This window comes from Zobellella sp. An-6 (assembly GCF_052487945.1).
Genome location: NZ_CP199259.1, coordinates 2,513,429 through 2,529,983, shown reverse-complemented (window position 1 = coordinate 2,529,983; position 16,555 = coordinate 2,513,429). Strand labels below are relative to the sequence as shown.

Annotated in this window: 11 protein-coding genes; 7 read left to right on the top strand and 4 right to left on the bottom strand. The window is 63.8% G+C overall.

Translation table 11 applies throughout. The features are described from left to right. Positions 1–1,143, top strand: a complete 1,143-nt coding sequence (locus ACT7DK_RS11785; protein ID WP_445399356.1) for a hypothetical protein — start codon at positions 1–3, stop codon at positions 1,141–1,143. Between the two features lie 295 nt (positions 1,144–1,438). On the opposite strand, the gene ACT7DK_RS11780 is transcribed toward ACT7DK_RS11785, so the two are convergent. The 3 genes from ACT7DK_RS11780 to ACT7DK_RS11770 form a co-directional block, all read right to left on the bottom strand. Continuing rightward, positions 1,439–2,314 carry a transglutaminase family protein gene (locus tag ACT7DK_RS11780; protein WP_445399354.1) on the bottom strand — a complete coding sequence of 292 codons (876 nt, stop codon included), beginning with the start codon at positions 2,312–2,314 and terminating at the stop codon, positions 1,439–1,441. A gap of 12 nt (positions 2,315–2,326) precedes the next feature. After that, positions 2,327–4,936 carry a circularly permuted type 2 ATP-grasp protein gene (locus ACT7DK_RS11775; RefSeq protein ID WP_445399352.1) on the bottom strand — a complete coding sequence of 870 codons (2,610 nt, stop codon included), beginning with the start codon at positions 4,934–4,936 and terminating at the stop codon, positions 2,327–2,329. Between the two features lie 69 nt (positions 4,937–5,005). Further along, complete coding sequence (locus ACT7DK_RS11770) at positions 5,006–8,338, bottom strand: transglutaminase family protein (protein WP_445399350.1); 3,333 nt, start codon at positions 8,336–8,338, stop codon at positions 5,006–5,008. A 663-nt stretch (positions 8,339–9,001) separates the two neighbouring features. Between ACT7DK_RS11770 and ACT7DK_RS11765 the strand changes: the two genes are divergently transcribed. From ACT7DK_RS11765 to ACT7DK_RS11755, 3 genes are all read left to right on the top strand, one after another. Continuing rightward, positions 9,002–10,456, top strand: a complete 1,455-nt coding sequence (locus ACT7DK_RS11765; RefSeq protein WP_445399348.1) for a circularly permuted type 2 ATP-grasp protein — start codon at positions 9,002–9,004, stop codon at positions 10,454–10,456. 2 nt (positions 10,457–10,458) lie between these two features. Beyond that, the gene (locus tag ACT7DK_RS11760) at positions 10,459–11,439 is read left to right on the top strand and encodes an alpha-E domain-containing protein (protein WP_445399346.1); all 981 of its coding nucleotides are present in this window, start codon (positions 10,459–10,461) and stop codon (positions 11,437–11,439) included. Positions 11,440–11,559: 120 nt separating this feature from the next. Further along, complete coding sequence (locus tag ACT7DK_RS11755; RefSeq protein WP_096779314.1) at positions 11,560–11,838, top strand: PTS transporter subunit EIIB; 279 nt, start codon at positions 11,560–11,562, stop codon at positions 11,836–11,838. Between the two features lie 212 nt (positions 11,839–12,050). Here ACT7DK_RS11755 and ACT7DK_RS11750 read toward each other — a convergent pair whose 3' ends face one another. Continuing rightward, complete coding sequence (locus tag ACT7DK_RS11750; RefSeq protein ID WP_445399343.1) at positions 12,051–12,977, bottom strand: LysR family transcriptional regulator; 927 nt, start codon at positions 12,975–12,977, stop codon at positions 12,051–12,053. Positions 12,978–13,357: 380 nt separating this feature from the next. Here ACT7DK_RS11750 and ACT7DK_RS11745 point away from each other — a divergent pair, with 380 nt between their 5' ends. From ACT7DK_RS11745 to ACT7DK_RS11735, 3 genes are all read left to right on the top strand, one after another. Continuing rightward, positions 13,358–14,623 (top strand): ABC transporter substrate-binding protein, encoded by a 1,266-nt coding sequence (locus ACT7DK_RS11745; RefSeq protein WP_445399341.1) that lies wholly within the window; start codon positions 13,358–13,360, stop codon positions 14,621–14,623. 73 nt (positions 14,624–14,696) lie between these two features. Next, positions 14,697–15,692: a carbohydrate ABC transporter permease gene (locus ACT7DK_RS11740; RefSeq protein WP_445399339.1), complete on the top strand. Its 996-nt coding sequence runs from the start codon at positions 14,697–14,699 to the stop codon at positions 15,690–15,692. Next, a complete protein-coding gene (locus ACT7DK_RS11735) occupies positions 15,689–16,534 on the top strand; it encodes a carbohydrate ABC transporter permease (RefSeq protein ID WP_445399337.1) in 846 nt (281 codons plus the stop codon). The genes ACT7DK_RS11740 and ACT7DK_RS11735 overlap by 4 nt, the downstream gene beginning before the upstream one ends. Positions 16,535–16,555 lie beyond the last annotated feature (21 nt).

Below are 16,555 nucleotides of genomic sequence, written 5' to 3'. Positions count from 1 at the left end.
ATGCAACGACAAAGAGTGTGGCTCTTGAGGGCAGTGATCGTTGCCTGTGTAACGGCATGGGCTGGCCCGGCAACTGCAGCCGAGTCATTGGACGGAATTACAATTATTGAGTTTACCGGAGGGCATGATGTACTGCCCGGTGGGGATCACATTGTCACTTTTATTTCCTCGCGTGGCAGTTATGCCGCTGTGACTACCACAAGTCAACGTGGCTGTCTGGCTGCTGCTGTCCCAGGGAGTTATACCGGAAAATCAATCACTTTTGGCGTTGAGGCATCAATGGAAGCTCGACGGATTGGCGTTAATACGCTGTGTCCAAAATTCACTCTGACGCTGGAGGGAGATGACGTTCGGGTCGAAGCTGCGCCACTATATGGTCATCATAAGCCAGCTCTAAAACGGCGTGAATCCGCTTCAGATTACAGCCGTCGCCACGCTATTATTGCGCAAGCACCGCTGGTCTCAGTGGATTTTGGTGCAAGTCATTTTCGCCGTCATGAAGTCAAAGGCGTACAACTAGGTCCGGTGTTGGATCAAGAAGATATTGGGCCGCTGCCACGTACCAACAGTCCAAATGGATACATCTATCGGTACTTTCAACGAAACGTTGGAGTGGAAGCTGGTAAACCGCGTAATGTTCAGGGGTACGTTGCACCGGCAGAGATAACCGGGTGGCCTTGGGATGTACTCTACTCGGCGCGATATTATCGTCAGTACGAGGCTCCGGTTATGCTGAGTAGCTTTAAGGACGTTTTGTTCGAGCAGTATGGGCTACCGAGTGCTGAAACCGCCGATGATATGCAGTGGTATTGGGTATACGATCTTGATGGAGTGCTTATCAAGCCTGGAGAGCGGTCAGATCCTTGTTCCAATACGCTTGGGTACTGGTTGAAGCAGAATAGAGAGGGTAGGGTCACCAGTTTAACTGTCTCCTCAAACCCTCTCGATTTAGGGGCTTGGGGTTGTAGCTTGTTAATGGACATCAATGCACGTTCGAACCCCGGAGTTGTAGATCACTACTCTGTTAATATGGTTAGCGGCTATGCGATGGCCATGAGTCATTTTTTTCAGCGAATTGAAGAAGCCCAAGTCGTACAGGGAAAATTCGACGAGTTACAAAGTTTTAAGCCGGATTTGAACTGAGTACTATTAACCCGGCGGAAAAATACATCGCTATGCCGTATAAGCGATATTCCCTGGATTGGAAGTAATTTTTCACCCGCTCCGGCCTGCGTTGTAACTTCTGCGTACAGGAGCGGGTTCGCTGCTTGAGCTCCTTCACACGGCGGATCGCCGGTCCAGTGTGCGCCATGCCTTGCAGGTCGCCATTGAGGTACTGATCCGGTGCCGATGGGGGTGGTCAGATGCCGACGAGATCCTATCGTTGGCAATAGGGACTCCCCTTACCTGTGCGGAAGCACATCTTTACGAAGCCGCCTCAACGTTCTACCGGTATCACGTCCACCGCCACCGTCAGCCGGTCGTTGCCGCCGCCGCTCATCACCCCCTTGAGCGGGGTCACGTCGGAAAAGTCCCGTCCCCAGCCGAGGATGATATAGCGCTCGTCGGGCAGGCAGCCGTTGGTGGGGTCTATCTCCAGCCAACCCCAGCCGGGAATGAACACCGCCAGCCAGGCGTGGGTGGCGTCGGCCCCCTGCAGCTTGGGCTGGCCCGGGGGCGGCAGGGTTTCCATGTAGCCGCTCACGTAGCGTGCCGCCAGCCCCAGCGAGCGCAGGCAGCCGATGGCCAGGTGGGCGAAGTCCTGGCACACCCCGCGCCGGCTGGCGAGCACGTCGAGGAGAGGGGTGGCGATGGTGGTGTGTTCCGGATCGTAGGTGAACTCGGTGAAGATCTGCTGGTTGAGGGCATACACCGCCTCCACCAGGGCGCGCCCCGGTGTAAAACTGGCCCGGGCGTAGTCCGCTAGGGCCTCGTCCGCGCCGACGAAGTCGGAGTCGAGCATAAACAGCCGGGCTTCCAGGCAGTCGGTGCCCTCTCGCAGGCAGGCCGCCGCCTGCTCCCAGCTAATGAAATGGCCCTGCGGCTCGGGCCGGGGCCGGGGGCTGGTGGTTACCAGGCTGGTGGCCGTCACCTCCAGGCCGCCGTGCAGCTCCTGGATGGAGAAATAGCCCACCCGGTTGCCGAAAAAATCCCGCCGCTCCTTCAGCCGTACCGGGGTGGGGTGAATGGCGATGTCGGTCTGCCCGACCTGCTGCCAGGGCAGCTCCCGAGGCAGCAGGCGGGCCTCGTTGTGGCTCAGGGCCACGTCGGTGGAATAATCGTAACGGGTGGTATGGCGCAATTGATAGTGCATAAATGGCTCAACCTAAACGGATTTTTGCATGGTCACCAGCTGGCGGGGCGCCTCGGCATGGCTGAAATGGCTGTGGGAGATGGCATTGGACAGCTCCGACAGGGGCGCCAGCAGGCTGTCCAGCAGGCCGGCCAGCGCGTCCCGGGCTTCGCTCGAGTGCTCCAGGTCGCTCAGCCGGTTGATGTCCACCAGGTGCAGGGCGCTCGAGGCCTGGATCACCAGCCGGGTTTCCAGGTTGCGGTAGGGGCTGTTCTCGGGCTGGGGCAGCCGCTCTATCTGGCGCTCCAGCCGGCGCAGCATGTAGCCCACCGAGCGGGGGTTGGTCTCGTCGAACAGCAGCAGATCGAGGATGGCCGAGGGGTGCAGCTGGGAGCGGTAGCGGCGGCGGTACACGGTCAGGTTGTCGGTGGTGGCCAGCACCACTTCCCACAGCGGGATGCCCGGGCGGCGGGCGGTGAGCAGCGCCAGCTTGAGCAACTCCAGGCTGCAGACGATACGCTCGATAAAGCGGCCCAGATCGAGGAAGCGCCAGCCGTAGTGGTGGGGCATGGTCTCGTTGCACAGGCCGAAGAAGGCGGCCAGGTCGGTCACCACTCCTTCCAGGTGGCGCTGGCCGCCCATGGCGCCCTGGTCGCGGGGCATGTCGTTGAACTTCTGGCGCAGGCTGTTGACCGTGCGCCAGGCATCGTCGCCCAGGTGGTCGCGCACCGCCCGGCAGTTGCGCAGGAAGTGGCTGAACAGCCAGGGCATGCCGTCCGGGTGCTCCTCACTGAACAGCTCCAGCAGCCGGTGGCGCAGGAAGATGTAGTCCTGCTTGAAGCGCTGCTGGACGGGCTGTTTGCGGTGCAGCTCGGCCAGTTCCTCGGAGCTGGGGTAGGGCAGCTCCAGGGCGGTGAACAGGTCCGGGATCAGGCTGTCGCCCGATTCGTTCTGATCTTCCTGCAGCAGCCGGGCGAAGGATTCGCGCAGCAGTCGGGAGCGGATATCCAGCCGTTCGCCGTAGCGGCCCATCCAGAACAGGCTGTCGGCCACCCGGCAGGGCAGGTCCTGGCCGTCGCGGGTGACGACGATGGGGCCGTGGGCCTGGCGCAGCAGGCTGATATGGGGCTGGGGCACCGGCGCCAGCACCCAGATGTCCTTGACCATGCGGCTCTCCATCAGCGGGGTGCCGGGTTCCCCCACCCAGGCCAGGCCGCCGGGCATGATGCGGTAGTGGCGCTCGCCGAGCGGCTTGTGGATGTCGTCGGGCTCCACCAGGCTGAACAGCCGGAGGTTGACCGGTTGGGGCTCGAGCTGGCGGTCCGCCACGTTGAACACCGGGGCGGTGGCGCCCTCGATGCGGGCCTGGGCCACGAACAGGTGGGGCTGGCGGCGGATGCGCCAGTGCAGCCGGTCGAGCTCGTCGGCGGCCAGGGTCTCCGGCCGGATCGGCTGGGCCGGGGCCTTGACGTCGCGCAGCCACCAGCGGCCGGGTTCGGCCAGCACCTGCTCCAGGTTGCCGGCCTCACCGCACCAGCGGCTGTCGCGGCCTTTCAGTTGCAGTTCCTCGCCGAGCAGGCGGCGGCACAGCTGCGGCAGGTAGGCGGCCAGGGCCGGGTGCTCCAGGATGCCGGCGCCCAGGGCGTTGGCGATGGCCACCTCGCCGTTGCGCGCCGCCTGCATCAGGCCGGGCACGCCCAGCAGGGAGTCGCCGCGCAGCTCCAGGGGGTCGCACCAGGGATCGTTGATCTGGCGCACGATCACATCCACCTGCTTGAGCCCGCCCAGGGTGCGCATGGACACCTGGCCGTCGCGCGCCACCAGATCGGCGCCCTCCACCAGCGAGCAGTTCATGTAGTTGGCCAGCCAGGCATGCTCGAAGTAGCCGGGGCTGCCGGGGCCGGGGGAGAGCAGCACTATGTTGGGCTGTTCGCGCTGGTTGGGGCACAGCGCCGCCAGGCTGCGCAACTGGGCCTGCAAAAAGCCGGCCAGGCGCTTGAGCGGGGCCTCCCGGTACAGGTTGGGCAGGGCGCGGGCCAGGGTGATGCGGTTTTCCAGGGCGTAGCCGGTGCCGGAGGGGGACTGGGTCCAGTCGCCCAGCACCAGCCAGTCGCCGTCGCGGCTGCGCACCAGGTCGGTGCCGTGAAAGATCACCAGCGGCCGCTCCGGTGGCGGGGTGTCGTCGGCGGCGGGGAACAGGAAGCTCGGATGGGTATAGACCAGTTCGGGCGGCAGCAGGCCTTCGGCCAGCATGCGCCGCTCGCCGTAGAGGTCTTCCACCAGGGCTTCCAGCAGCCGGGTACGCTGGGTCAGGCCCTGCTCCAGCTGTTCCCACTCCTGAGGCGCGATGACGTAGGGCAGGCAGTCCAGTTGCCAGGAGCGAAGCTTGCCCGGATCGTCCTCGTAGGTGTTGAAGGTCACCCCGTTTTCGTGCAACAGGTTCTGGGCCTCTTCGCAGCGGCCGATCAGGGCGCGGGTGCCGAGCTGGCTCAGTTCGTCCAGCACCGGCTGCCAATGGGCGTGGATGCGCTGCCGGTCGCTCAGCAGTTCATCGTGGCCGGGACCGTCGGACTGCAGCAGCTTGCCGGCGTAGTTGGCCAGCAAGGTCTGCAGTTCGGCGCTGAAGGTGTTGGGATCGAGCATGGTGGTTACCGGGTAAAGGCCGGCCGCACCCGGAGGATGCGGCCGGCGGTATTGTGCATCTGCACGGGATTATAGACTGGCATCGCCCGCGGATCTGTAGTGGCGTCGCAGATCCAGGGTATGGGGGTACTCGCCGGCGGGGCTTTCCGGCGGTATCACCACCGGCCCCTGGCTGTGGCCCATGGCCCAGAAGCGGGCCAGGCGGCGGGCTTCGGCCTCGTTGGCGTTGATCGGAAAGCTTTCGTAGTTGCGCCCGGCCGGGTGCGACACGTGATAGGTGCAGCCGCCGAGGGAGCGCTGGTTCCAGCCGTCAATCAGGTCGAACACCAGCGGCGCCTGTACCGGGATCAGCGGATGCAGAGCCGAGGCCGGCTGCCAGGCCCGGTAGCGCACCCCGGCCACCGCCTCGCCGTTGACCCCGGTGGGGGTGAGCGGTACCCGCCGGCCGTTGCAGGTGAGCACGTGGCGGGCCGGGTTGTAGCCGGACAGCCTGACCTGCACCCGCTCCACCGAGGAATCCACGTAGCGGGCGGTGCCGCTGCCGCTCACCTCCTCGCCCAGCACATGCCAGGGTTCGATGGCCTGGCGCAGCTCCAGCTGGACCTGGTCGTAGCAGACCTGGCCGTAGTGGGGGAAGCGGAATTCCAGGAAGGGGGCGAACCACTCGGGGTTGAAGTCGAGGCCCCGGCGGCGCAGATCGGTGAGCACGTCGAGCAGGTCGGCCCAAATGTAGTGGGGCAGCAGCCAGCGGTCGTGCAGCGCCGTGCCCCAGCGCACCAGCGGGCGGCGATAGGGCTCGGCGGCGAAGCGGGCCACCAGGGCGCGGATCAGCAACTGCTGCATCAGGCTCATGCGGGCATGGGGCGGCATCTCGAAGCCGCGCAGCTCCACCAGCCCGAGCCGGCCGGTGGGGCTGTCCGGGGAATAGAGTTTGTCGATGCAGAACTCGGCGCGGTGGGTGTTGCCGGTGATGTCGGTGAGCAGGTTGCGCAGCAGCCGGTCCACCATCCAGGGCTGGGGCACTTCGCCCACCGGCATCTGCTGCAGGGCGATCTCCAGTTCGTACAGGGCCTCATGACGGGCCTCGTCGACGCGCGGCGCCTGGCTGGTGGGTCCCATGAAGAGGCCGCTGAACAGGTAGGACAGGCTGGGGTGGTGCTGCCAGTAGCAGAGCAGGCTGGCCAGCAGATCGGGCCGGCGCAGGAAGGGCGAGTCCGCCGGGGTTTCACCCCCGAGGGTGACGTGGTTGCCGCCGCCGGTGCCGGTGTGGCGGCCGTCGAGCATGAATTTCTCGGTGCCCAGGCGGGACAGGCGGGCCTCTTCGTAGAGGATCTCGGTGTTGCGCACCAGTTCGGGCCAGCTTTTGGCGGGCATGATGTTCACCTCGATCACGCCCGGGTCCGGGGTGATCATGAACTTCTCCAGACGCGGGTCCGCCGGCGGGGCATAGCCTTCGATGCATACCGGCAGCTCCAGGGCGGCGGCGGTCTGCTCCACGGCGGCCAGCAGCGCCAGGTAATCCTCCAGCCGGGGCAGGGGCGGCATGAACAGGAACAGCTTGCCCTCGCGCGGCTCCAGGCAGAGGGCGGTGTGGATGGTGCCGTTGTTCTGCTCCGTCTGCTGCTCCTGCCACTGCTGGCCCGGCGCCGGCTGGTGGTGGCCACCCACCTCGAACCGGTGTTGCCAATCGCTGTAGCGGCTGGCCACCTCGCCGTGCAGATCCGGCAATGGCGGCCTGGGCTCGAACAGGCTGGCGGGCTGGGGCTGGTCTTCGCGGCCGGCCAGGGGCAGGGACGACAACGGCAGGCGCAGGCCCATGGGCGAGTCGCCGGGGATCAGGTAGAGGGATTCGCGCCGCACCGGCCAGGGCCCGGTACGCCAGCGCTGGCCGCCCTGATCCCGCAGCAGCGGCAGGGCGAAGCCGGTGATCTCGTCCAGCCCCCGCTCCAGCAGCCGGGCCAGGCGCCGGCGGTTTTCTTCATCCTTGAGGTTCTCGCCGCGCAGCTCCACGTCCACCGGCTGACGCTGCTCCAGCCAGAGGTAGTAGTAGGCGTCCTCGAAACAGGGGATCAGCCATTTGTCGGCGATGCCGAGGCGCTTGACCAGGGCCTGGCCGAACAGCCGGGCGTGCTCGGGGGTGACGGCGTAGTGTTTGTCGATGTCCGCCAGCCAGCGGTCGTCCCGCCACACCGGCTGGCCGTCCTTGCGCCAGTAGCAGGCCAGGGCCCAGCGGGGCAGGGGTTCGCCGGGATACCACTTGCCCTGCTGGTAGTGCACCAGGCTGCCGGGGGCGAAGTGGGGCCGCAACCGGCGCAGCAGGCCTTCCGCCAGCCGCCGCTTGGTGGGGCCCTGGGCGGCGGTGTTCCACTCGGGGGCATCCATGTCGTCGATGGACACGAAGGTGGGCTCGCCGCCCATGGTCAGGCGAAGGTCCTGCTGCTGCAGCCGTTCGTCCACCTGCTCGCCCAGGGCGAGGATGGCCTGCCACTGTTCGTCGCTGTAGGGCTTGGTGACGCGGGGATCCTCGTGGATGCGGGTCAGCTGCATGTCGAAGCTGAATTCCACTTCGCACTCGTCGGTAAAGCCGGTGATGGGGGCGGCGCTGGAAGGCTCGGGCGTGGCGGCCAGGGGCAGGTGGCCCTCGCCGGCGAACAGGCCCGAGGTGGGGTCCAGCCCTACCCAGCCGGCGCCGGGGATGTAGACCTCGGTCCAGGCGTGCAGATCGGTAAAGTCGGCCTCGGTGCCGGAGGGGCCGTCGAGGGCCTTGACGTCGGCGGTGAGCTGGATGAGATAGCCGGACACGAAGCGGGCCGCCAGCCCCAGCCGACGAAATATCTGCACCAACAGCCAGGCCGAATCCCGGCAGGAACCCCGGCGCAGCGACAGGGTTTCTTCCGGACTCTGCACGCCGGGCTCCATGCGGATGTTGTAGTCGATATCCTGCTGCAGCCGCTGGTTGAGCGCCACCAGGAAGTCGACCACCGGCCGGGTACCGGGATCCACCTCGCTCAGCCAGGCGTTGAGCAGGGGGCCGGCCTCTTCCAGCTCCAGGTAGGGAGCCAGTTCCTTCCTGAGTGACGCGGGATATTCGAAGGGGAAGGCCTTGGCGTAGTCTTCCACGAAGAAGTCGAAGGGGTTGATCACCGTCTGGGGTGCTATGACCTCCACCTCTACCTGCAGGTGGCGCAGCTTTTCCGGAAACACCAGGCGGGCCAGATGGTTGCCGAAGGGATCCTGCTGCCAGTTGATAAAATACTCGCCGCCCGACACTTTCAATGAATAGGCGTCAATCGGAGTACGGCAATGGGGAGCGGGCCGCAGGCGAACCAGATGGGGAGACAGCGAAACCGGTTTATCGAAGTCATAGCGGGTGACATGCTTGAGCGCAACGCGAATAGTCATGGGCTTGGTCCGATCTGTGGGTGAAGACTGAATAAAGGTGCAGGAGCAGATGCTTTTTTTCAAGCAATTAATATGCCTGTTCTTTTTTGCACTTGATGTCTCTCTTTTTAAAGAGGAGAGTAGAAGAAGGGTTGAGTATCGGGGGCGGGGAGGAATAAAAGCAAGGGGCATGTTCCGGTGTTGCCGGCCGTTTCCGTCGCTGCGTTATCACAGTGTGGCCCGGGGGGGGGGGTGATGTTGGTAAATAACGTAAAAATAATGATGAATATTCATTTCATATTCGTATTGAAGAGGCTGCTGAATATAAAAAGTGCGCCTTTTTAGTGCGTTAGTGCACTTTCAGGGACTCATTATGGTGCGTGTGAGTCCGCTGAGAGCCTGGGGGGAATGGAGGATTCCATTAACAAAAGGCGGTTGTTTTATATCACTATCACAGTGCCGCCCCATTTTGGTGAGGACATGGCGGGAAAGCTGATAATAGTGGTGCGTTGGATGGCACAAATAAAAATAAAGTGCTGTTATAAAGTACGGCGGCATTGGAATTGACAAACATTGGCATGCCGGTTGCTTTATCGATTAAGCATCTGTTAGATGCAGTAGTGATGTAGGGGATGGGTTAGCGAGCCTTTCTTATCCAAACAAAAAATATCGGGAATCACGCTTATGAGCAAAGCGAACTGGCATAATTATGCGTGCAACGGATTTTACGATGAGCTGATTGCCCAGCCGGGCGTCGCCCGGGCGGAAGCGAGAATGTTGTGTGAATACCTGGCGCAACTCGCGCCCCATGAGCTTGCCGAACACAAGGCGGCCGCGGAAGTGGCCATCCAGGCCATGGGCATCACCTTTACCGTCTATACCGAGGGCAATATGATCGACCGGGCCTGGCCCTTCGACATAGTGCCGCGCATCATCCCTTTGCACGAATGGCAAAAAACCGCCGCGGGCCTGAAGCAAAGGGTCAAGGCGCTCAACCTCTTTATCGATGATCTCTACCACGAGCAGCGTATCGTCAAGGAGGGGATACTGCCCGCCGAGGTGCTGGCCCAGTCGGTGAACTTCCGGCCCCAGTGCGTAGGGATCACGCCGCCCCACCGGGTGTGGGCCCATATCTGCGGTTCGGATCTGGTGCGCGACAAGGACGGCACCCTCTATGTGCTGGAGGACAACCTGCGGGTACCCTCGGGGGTGTCCTACATGCTGGAAAACCGCAACGTCACCAAGCGGGTTCTGCCGGAGCTGTTCGCCACCGGCCGCATCCAGCCGCTGGACGACTACCCGGCCCAGCTCTACGACATGCTGGCCAGCATGTCGCCCCGGCCGGGGGAAGATCCGCAAATCGTGGTGCTGACCCCGGGCATCTACAACTCCGCCTACTTCGAGCATTCCTATCTGGCCCAGCAGATGGGGGTGGAGCTGGTGGAAGGGCCGGACCTGGTGGTGCTGGACGACGACTGCGTGTATATGCGCACCGTGGACGGCCTCAAGCGGGTGGACGTGATCTACCGTCGCATCGACGACATGTTCCTCGACCCGGAAGCCTTCAACCCGGAGTCCATGCTGGGCGTGCCCGGCTTGATGCGGGCCTGGCGCAACGGCAAGGTGGCGCTGGCCAACGCGCCCGGTGCCGGGGTGGCGGACGACAAGGTCATCTACGCTTTCGTGCCCGAGATCATCCGTTTCTACCTGAGCGAGGAGCCCTTGCTGCCCAATGTGCCCAGCTATTTGTGCATGTTCGAGCAGGATCGCGACTATGTGCTGGCCAATCTCGACAAGCTGGTGGTCAAGCCCGCCAACGAGTCCGGCGGCTACGGCATGCTGGTCGGGCCTCACTCCACCGTCGCCGAGCAGAAGCAGTTTGCCGAGCTGATCAAGGCCAATCCGCGCAACTACATGGCCCAGCCCACCCTGGCCCTGTCGACCTCGCCGACCCTGTGCGAGCATGAGATGGAGCCGCGCCATGTGGATCTGCGCCCCTTCATCCTCTCGGGCGAGCAGACCTACGTCACCATGGGCGGCCTGACCCGGGTGGCGCTGACCAAGGGCTCGCTGGTGGTGAACTCCTCCCAGGGGGGAGGCAGCAAGGACACCTGGATAGTAGACGTGGGAGGGAACTGATCATGCTGTCGAGAGTAGCTGAAAACATTTACTGGCTGGCTCGCTACCTGGAACGGGCCGAAGACACGGCGCGCCTGATCAGTGTGAACAGCCACCTGTTGCTGGACTTTCCCCAGGCCACCAGCCTGGGCTGGTCGTCGCTGGTGACCATCACCGGCAGCGAGGCGCTGTTCAACCAGCATTACCGGGAGCCGGACGAAGTCAGCGTGCTGAACTTCCTGTGCATGGATCGGCGCTATTCGGGCTCCATACTGTCGTCGCTGGCGGCGGCGCGGGAGAACCTGCGCACCACCCGGGACGTGATGCCGAACAGCATCTGGGAGGAAGTCAACCAGCTCTACCTGAGCGTGGTCAAGCAGGCGGAGCAGGGGCTGAGCCCGCGCATGCGGGACAGCTTCCTCACCCAGGTCATCCGCAGCTGCAACACCGTCAACGGCATCATCGCCGGCACCCTCAGCCACACCCAGGTGCGCACCTTCCTGCGCCTGGGCCGGCAGCTGGAGCGGGCCGACATGACCACCCGCATCATAGACGTGCGCTCGGCCAACCTGCTGCCGCGCAGCGCCGAGGATCTCAAGCCGTTCGAAACCCTGCAGTGGATGAGCGTGCTGAAATCCCTGAGCGGCCACCAGATGTACCGCCAGCAGGTGCGGCTGGCGGTGCGCGGGCCCGATGTGCTGCGTTTCCTGCTGCAGGACGAGGCTTTCCCCAGGGCGGTGGCCTGCTGTATCGACCAGCTGTCCCGGGAGCTGGCCAGCCTGCCGCGGCACCAGCCGGCGCTGGCGGCGGCGGAACGCTGCCAGCGGCTGCTGAGCGGGGCCTGCATCGACAAGCTGGCGCGCCAGCCCGATCGGCTGCACGATTTTATCGACCTGGTGCAGATAGCCCTCAGTGAACTGCATGGGGAAATCTGCCTCAGCTGGTTCGCGCCCTTCGAAACCGACACCTGGACTCCCCAGCAGGCGCAAAGCCAACAGGGCTGATCCCGGACCGGCTCAATATAGATAATATCTATGTTGAGCCGGTAAAAATCGATTTTATTTATCCGAGTGCCCCTCGCTATGATCCCGACGGCAAGATCCCATTCGATTCAGGAGGCGGTGATGGAAGATAAAGCATTGGCGGAGGCGCTGCTGGGCGCCCTGGGTGGCAAACAGAACCTGGCGCGACTGCGCTATTGCGCCAGCCGTATCCGGGTGTGCCTGCACGACGAGGCGCTGCTCGACAGGGCGCGCATCGCCCAACTGGGAGAGGTACGCGCCCTGGTGGAGGGGGCCGCCGGCGAGCAGCAACTGGTGCTGGGGCCGGGCAAGGCCAGGCCGCTCTATCAGCAACTGGTGGCGGCAGGCGGCCTGGAGCGGCTGGTAGCCGAAGACAAATAAGCGAAGGGGCCGGTATGGCCCTTTAGACTGCTGACAACCCTCGCCGTTCTCTGCCGTCACTCCGCGAAGGCGGGAGTCCAGTGCAATATGTCATGGATCTCCGCCTTCGCGGAGATGACGGCAGTTTAACCGCAGTGATAAAGGAAAATATCTGGCAAAAAAGCGGCAGATGGACTCTGCCATCAAACCGAGGGGCCGGCATGGCCCCTTCGTTATTCCAGCAGATGGCGGTGCTGTTCCATATGCTGGCGCATCAGCTCGATTACCTGGGTGATATGCGGGTCTTCCACTTTTTCCCGCATCAGGTAAATGCCCACTATGCCCTTGCGCAGGGGCTCTTTCAGCCTGAGCGGGAGCACCTCGAAGCGGGCGAAGTAGTCCTGCATGCAACTGGGGAACACCATGATGCCGTTGGTGGCGGCCAGCATGTCCACGGCGGTGGCGACGGAGTTGGTGGAATAGACCACCCGCTCGGTCATGTGCAGTTGCAGCCGCTCCCGGCGCTTGGCCTGCATGTCCTCCATCACGTGCTGGTAACGGGGTTCGTCGGGGGTGAGTTCGACGTGGGGGTAGGCCAACAGCTCTTCCTGGCCGACGGTACGCCCGCGCAGCGGATGGCCGGTGCGCGCATAGCAGGTATCGGTCGAACTCAGCAGCGGCAGGAAGCTGACCCCGGCCTTGGGGTTGAGCCCCTGGAGTTCGTGACCGATAAAGAGGTCGATATCGCCGCTCAGCAATAAATCCATCAGCCGCAGGTGGTTGCCCAGATCGATATGGACATTGGCGGTGGGGTACTGGTGGCGGTGGGCCTCGAAGGTTTCCCGCAGGAACATGTGCCACCAGGCGTGCCCGCTGCCTATCTTCAGGCTGCGCTCCTGGCGCTCCTTGAGCAGATCCATCCGGATCAGGGTGTTGTCGTAGATGCGCTGCATCATCCGCGCCTGCTCCAGCAGCAACTCGCCGTATTCGGTGAGAGTCACGCCGCTCGAGCTGCGCACCAGCAGCTGTACCCCCAGGTTGTCTTCCAGCTTCTTCATGTTGTGGGTCAGGGTCGGCTGGCTCAGGCACAGCCGGTTGGCCGCATGGCTGACGTTCTTGAAGGTGGCCACCTCGATAAACTGGCGCAACAGCTTGTCCACGGTACGTCCTTGTCTGTTCTATAGAAGTTTTCTATCTCAGAGCTTAAAAGTCTGGCCATTTTTGTCAACGTTTCGAGCCAAAGCGCTTTAAAAATATAGCTTCGGGTAATGATGATGTCCGGCGTCGGGGTAGGGACCAAGACCAGGGCGCAGGATTTTTTGCGGTGCGATCACAGATCCGCACCTGGCCGTGGACGGCAGGGGGCCAGAACTGTGAAACGGATCACCCGGGCAGTTTGAGATATAGATACTTTCTATATTGTGTGTGAAATAAAGCATTTCTTTTTATTCCTTCGTTTCCCCTAGGATGGACACAGCTAAAGTTAACGGATGGTTAACGCCATCCCTTATCCCTCCAATCAGGAAGACGAGAGGTCAAGATGAAAGTACGTACGCTCAGCATGGTGGCGGCCCTGGTGGCCGCATCCCTGAATGTGGCCAAGGCCGATACCCTGCGGATGGAATGCGCCCCCACCGGCGCCGGCAAGGAGTTCTGCGACTACGTGAAGGATCGCTTCGAGACGCAGACCGGCCATACCCTGGAATTTATCGAGTTTCCCCCTTCCTCCGACGAAAAGCTGGGCCTGTTCCAGCAACTGTTTGCCGCCCGGGACGGCAACGCCGTGGATCTGTTCCAGGCCGACACCGTGTGGGTGGGCCTGCTCGACCGCCATACCCTGGATCTGACCGATCAGGTGGCGGAGCTCGAAGCCGACTTCTTCCCCGGGGCCTGGCAGAACAACATCGTCAACGGCCGGGTCAAGGCGGTGCCGGCCTTCCTCGACGCCGGCGCCCTCTATTACCGCCAGGATCTGCTGGAAAAATACGGCGAGCAGCCGCCCGCCAGTTGGGAGGAACTGACCCGCATCGCCACCCGCATCCAGGAAGGGGAGCGGGCCGCCGGCCAGCGCAACTTCTGGGGCCTGGTATTCCAGGGCAAGTCCTACGAGGGGCTGACCTGCAACGCCCTGGAATGGGTGGCCTCCCATGGCGGCGGCGACTTCGTCGACGGCGACGGCCAGGTCACCATCGACAATGCCCGCGCCGCCCGGGCCCTGGACATGGCCGCCGGTTGGGTCGGCACCATAGCGCCCCAGGGCGCCCTCGGTTACATGGAGGAAGAGGCCCGCGCCGTGTTCCAGAACGGCGGCGCCCTGTTTATGCGCAACTGGCCCTACGCCTATGTGCTGGCCCAGGCCGACAACAGCCCGGTCAAGGGCAAGGTGGGGGTGATGCCGCTGCCGAGCGGGGCCGACGGCGAGTCGGTGGCCGCCCTGGGCGGCTGGCAGTGGTCGGTGAGCGCCTACAGCAAGAACCCCGAGGCGGCGGTGGCCCTGCTGAAAATCGTGAGCGACGCCGAGGCCCAGAAGAAGGCGCTGCAACTGGTCGGGGTCGCCCCTTCGCGCGTGGCCCTGTACGAGGATCCGGAAGTGCTGGCCATGGCGCCCTATCTCGCCGAATTCAGGGACATCTTCGCCAATGCCCGGCCGCGGCCGGCCACCCAGACCAGGAGCCAGTACGCCCGGGTGTCCAACGCCATTTACAACGCCACCTACAACGTGCTGAGCGGGCGCAGCAGCGGCGAAGAAGCGGTGTCGGATCTGCAGAGCCGGCTGGAACGTATCAAGGGGAAAGATTGGCGCTAGGTCTGTGCCCTTGGCCGCCCGTCGCCGGGCGGTCCTTCTTTCCCACGCCGATCTGAATTGCATGGAGTAACCCATGGATCACTACACCAAGACCCTGACCCAGCGCGCCAAGGCGGCCGAACATGCCGCGGCGCCCCGGCGGGCCGGGGCTCGCAAGCTCAACCACCAGCAGCGGCGCGCCCGCGTCGCCTGGCTGCTGGTGGCCCCGGCGCTGCTGCTGCTGGCGGCGGTGGCCGGCTGGCCGCTGCTGCGCACCCTGTTCTACAGCCTGACCGACGCCGCCCTGGACGCGCCGGGCGAGTACAACTTCGTCGGCCTGGCCAACTACCTGGAGCTGACCGACAGCGGCGCCTACGGCGTGCTGGCCGATCCCCTGTGGTGGCAGGCGGTGGGCAACACCCTCTGGTTCAGTGCCGTGTCGGTGTCGCTCGAACTGGTGCTGGGCATGCTGCTGGCGCTGCTGATGAACCAGACCTTCCGCGGCCAGGGCCTGGTGCGCACCGCCATCCTGGTGCCCTGGGCCATTCCCACCATCGTCACCGCCAAGATGTGGGGCTGGATGTTCCACGACCAGTTCGGGGTGGTGAACGATCTGCTGCTGCGCGCCGGCCTGATCGACCAGCCCCTGGCCTGGATAGCCAGCCCGTCGCTGTCGATGTGGGCGGTGGTGATGGCGGACGTGTGGAAGACCACCCCCTTTATGGCGCTGATGCTGCTGGCCGCGCTGCAGCTGATCCCCAAGGACCTGTACGAGGCGGCCCGGGTCGACGGCGCCACCGCCTGGCAGCGCTTCTGGCGCATCACCCTGCCGCTGATCATGCCGGCGCTGATCGTGGCGCTGATCTTCCGGGTGATGGATGCGCTCAGGGTGTTCGATCTCATCTATGTGCTCACCTCCAACAGCGAGGCCACCATTTCCATCTCCGGTTACGCCCGGGATCAGATGGTGAGCTACCAGGAAATGGGCTTCGGCTCCGCCGCCTCGGTACTGGTGTTCATGATGGTGGCCGGCATCGCCGCCTGCTTCCTCTACGTGGGCCGTTTCAACGACAAGGAGAACAAGGCATGAAGCTCAGCCGTCAGCAACGGGAATGGGGCCACAAGGGCCTGATCTACGCCGGCGCCGCCCTGGCCGGCCTGATCTGCGTGTTTCCCTTCTACTACGCGGTGCTCACCTCGCTGCGCACCGGCCAGGAGCTGTTCCTGGCCAACTACCTGCCCTCGGGCTTTCACTGGGACAACTATCTCGGTGCCCTGGTGGACAACGGCATCGCCCGCAGCCTGCTGAACTCGGTGCTGGTGGCCACCGTCACCGTGGGGCTGTGCCTGTTGGTGTCGATCACCGCCGCCTTCGCCCTGGCGCGGATCTCCTTCCGCGGGCGCAAGGTCCTGCTGTTCACCATACTGTGCGTGTCCATGTTCCCCCAGGTGGCGGTGTTGTCGGGCATGTTCGAGCTGGTGCGCTTTATGGGGCTGTACGACTCATTGGGTGCCCTGGTGCTGTCCTACACCACCTTCTCGCTGCCCTTCACCGTCTGGGTGCTGACCACCTTTATGAAGTCCATGCCGGTGGAGCTGGAAGAGGCGGCCATCGTCGACGGGGCCAGCACCTGGGTGATCATCACCCGTATCTTCGCGCCCATCATGGGGCCCTCGCTGGTCACCACCGGCCTGCTGGCCTTTATCGGCGCCTGGAACGAGTTCATGTTCGCGCTCACCTTCGTGATCTCGAGCGGCAAGCGCACAGTGCCGGTGGCCATCGGCATGTTCCAGGGCGCCTCCCAGTACGAACTGCCCTGGGGCAGCATCATGGCCGCTTCGGTGGTGGTGACGCTGCCGATCATCGTGCTGGTACTGATTTTCCAGAAACGCATCGTCAGCGGCCTGACCAGCGGTGCGGTCAAGGGTTGATCCCACTTACCAACAGTGTCT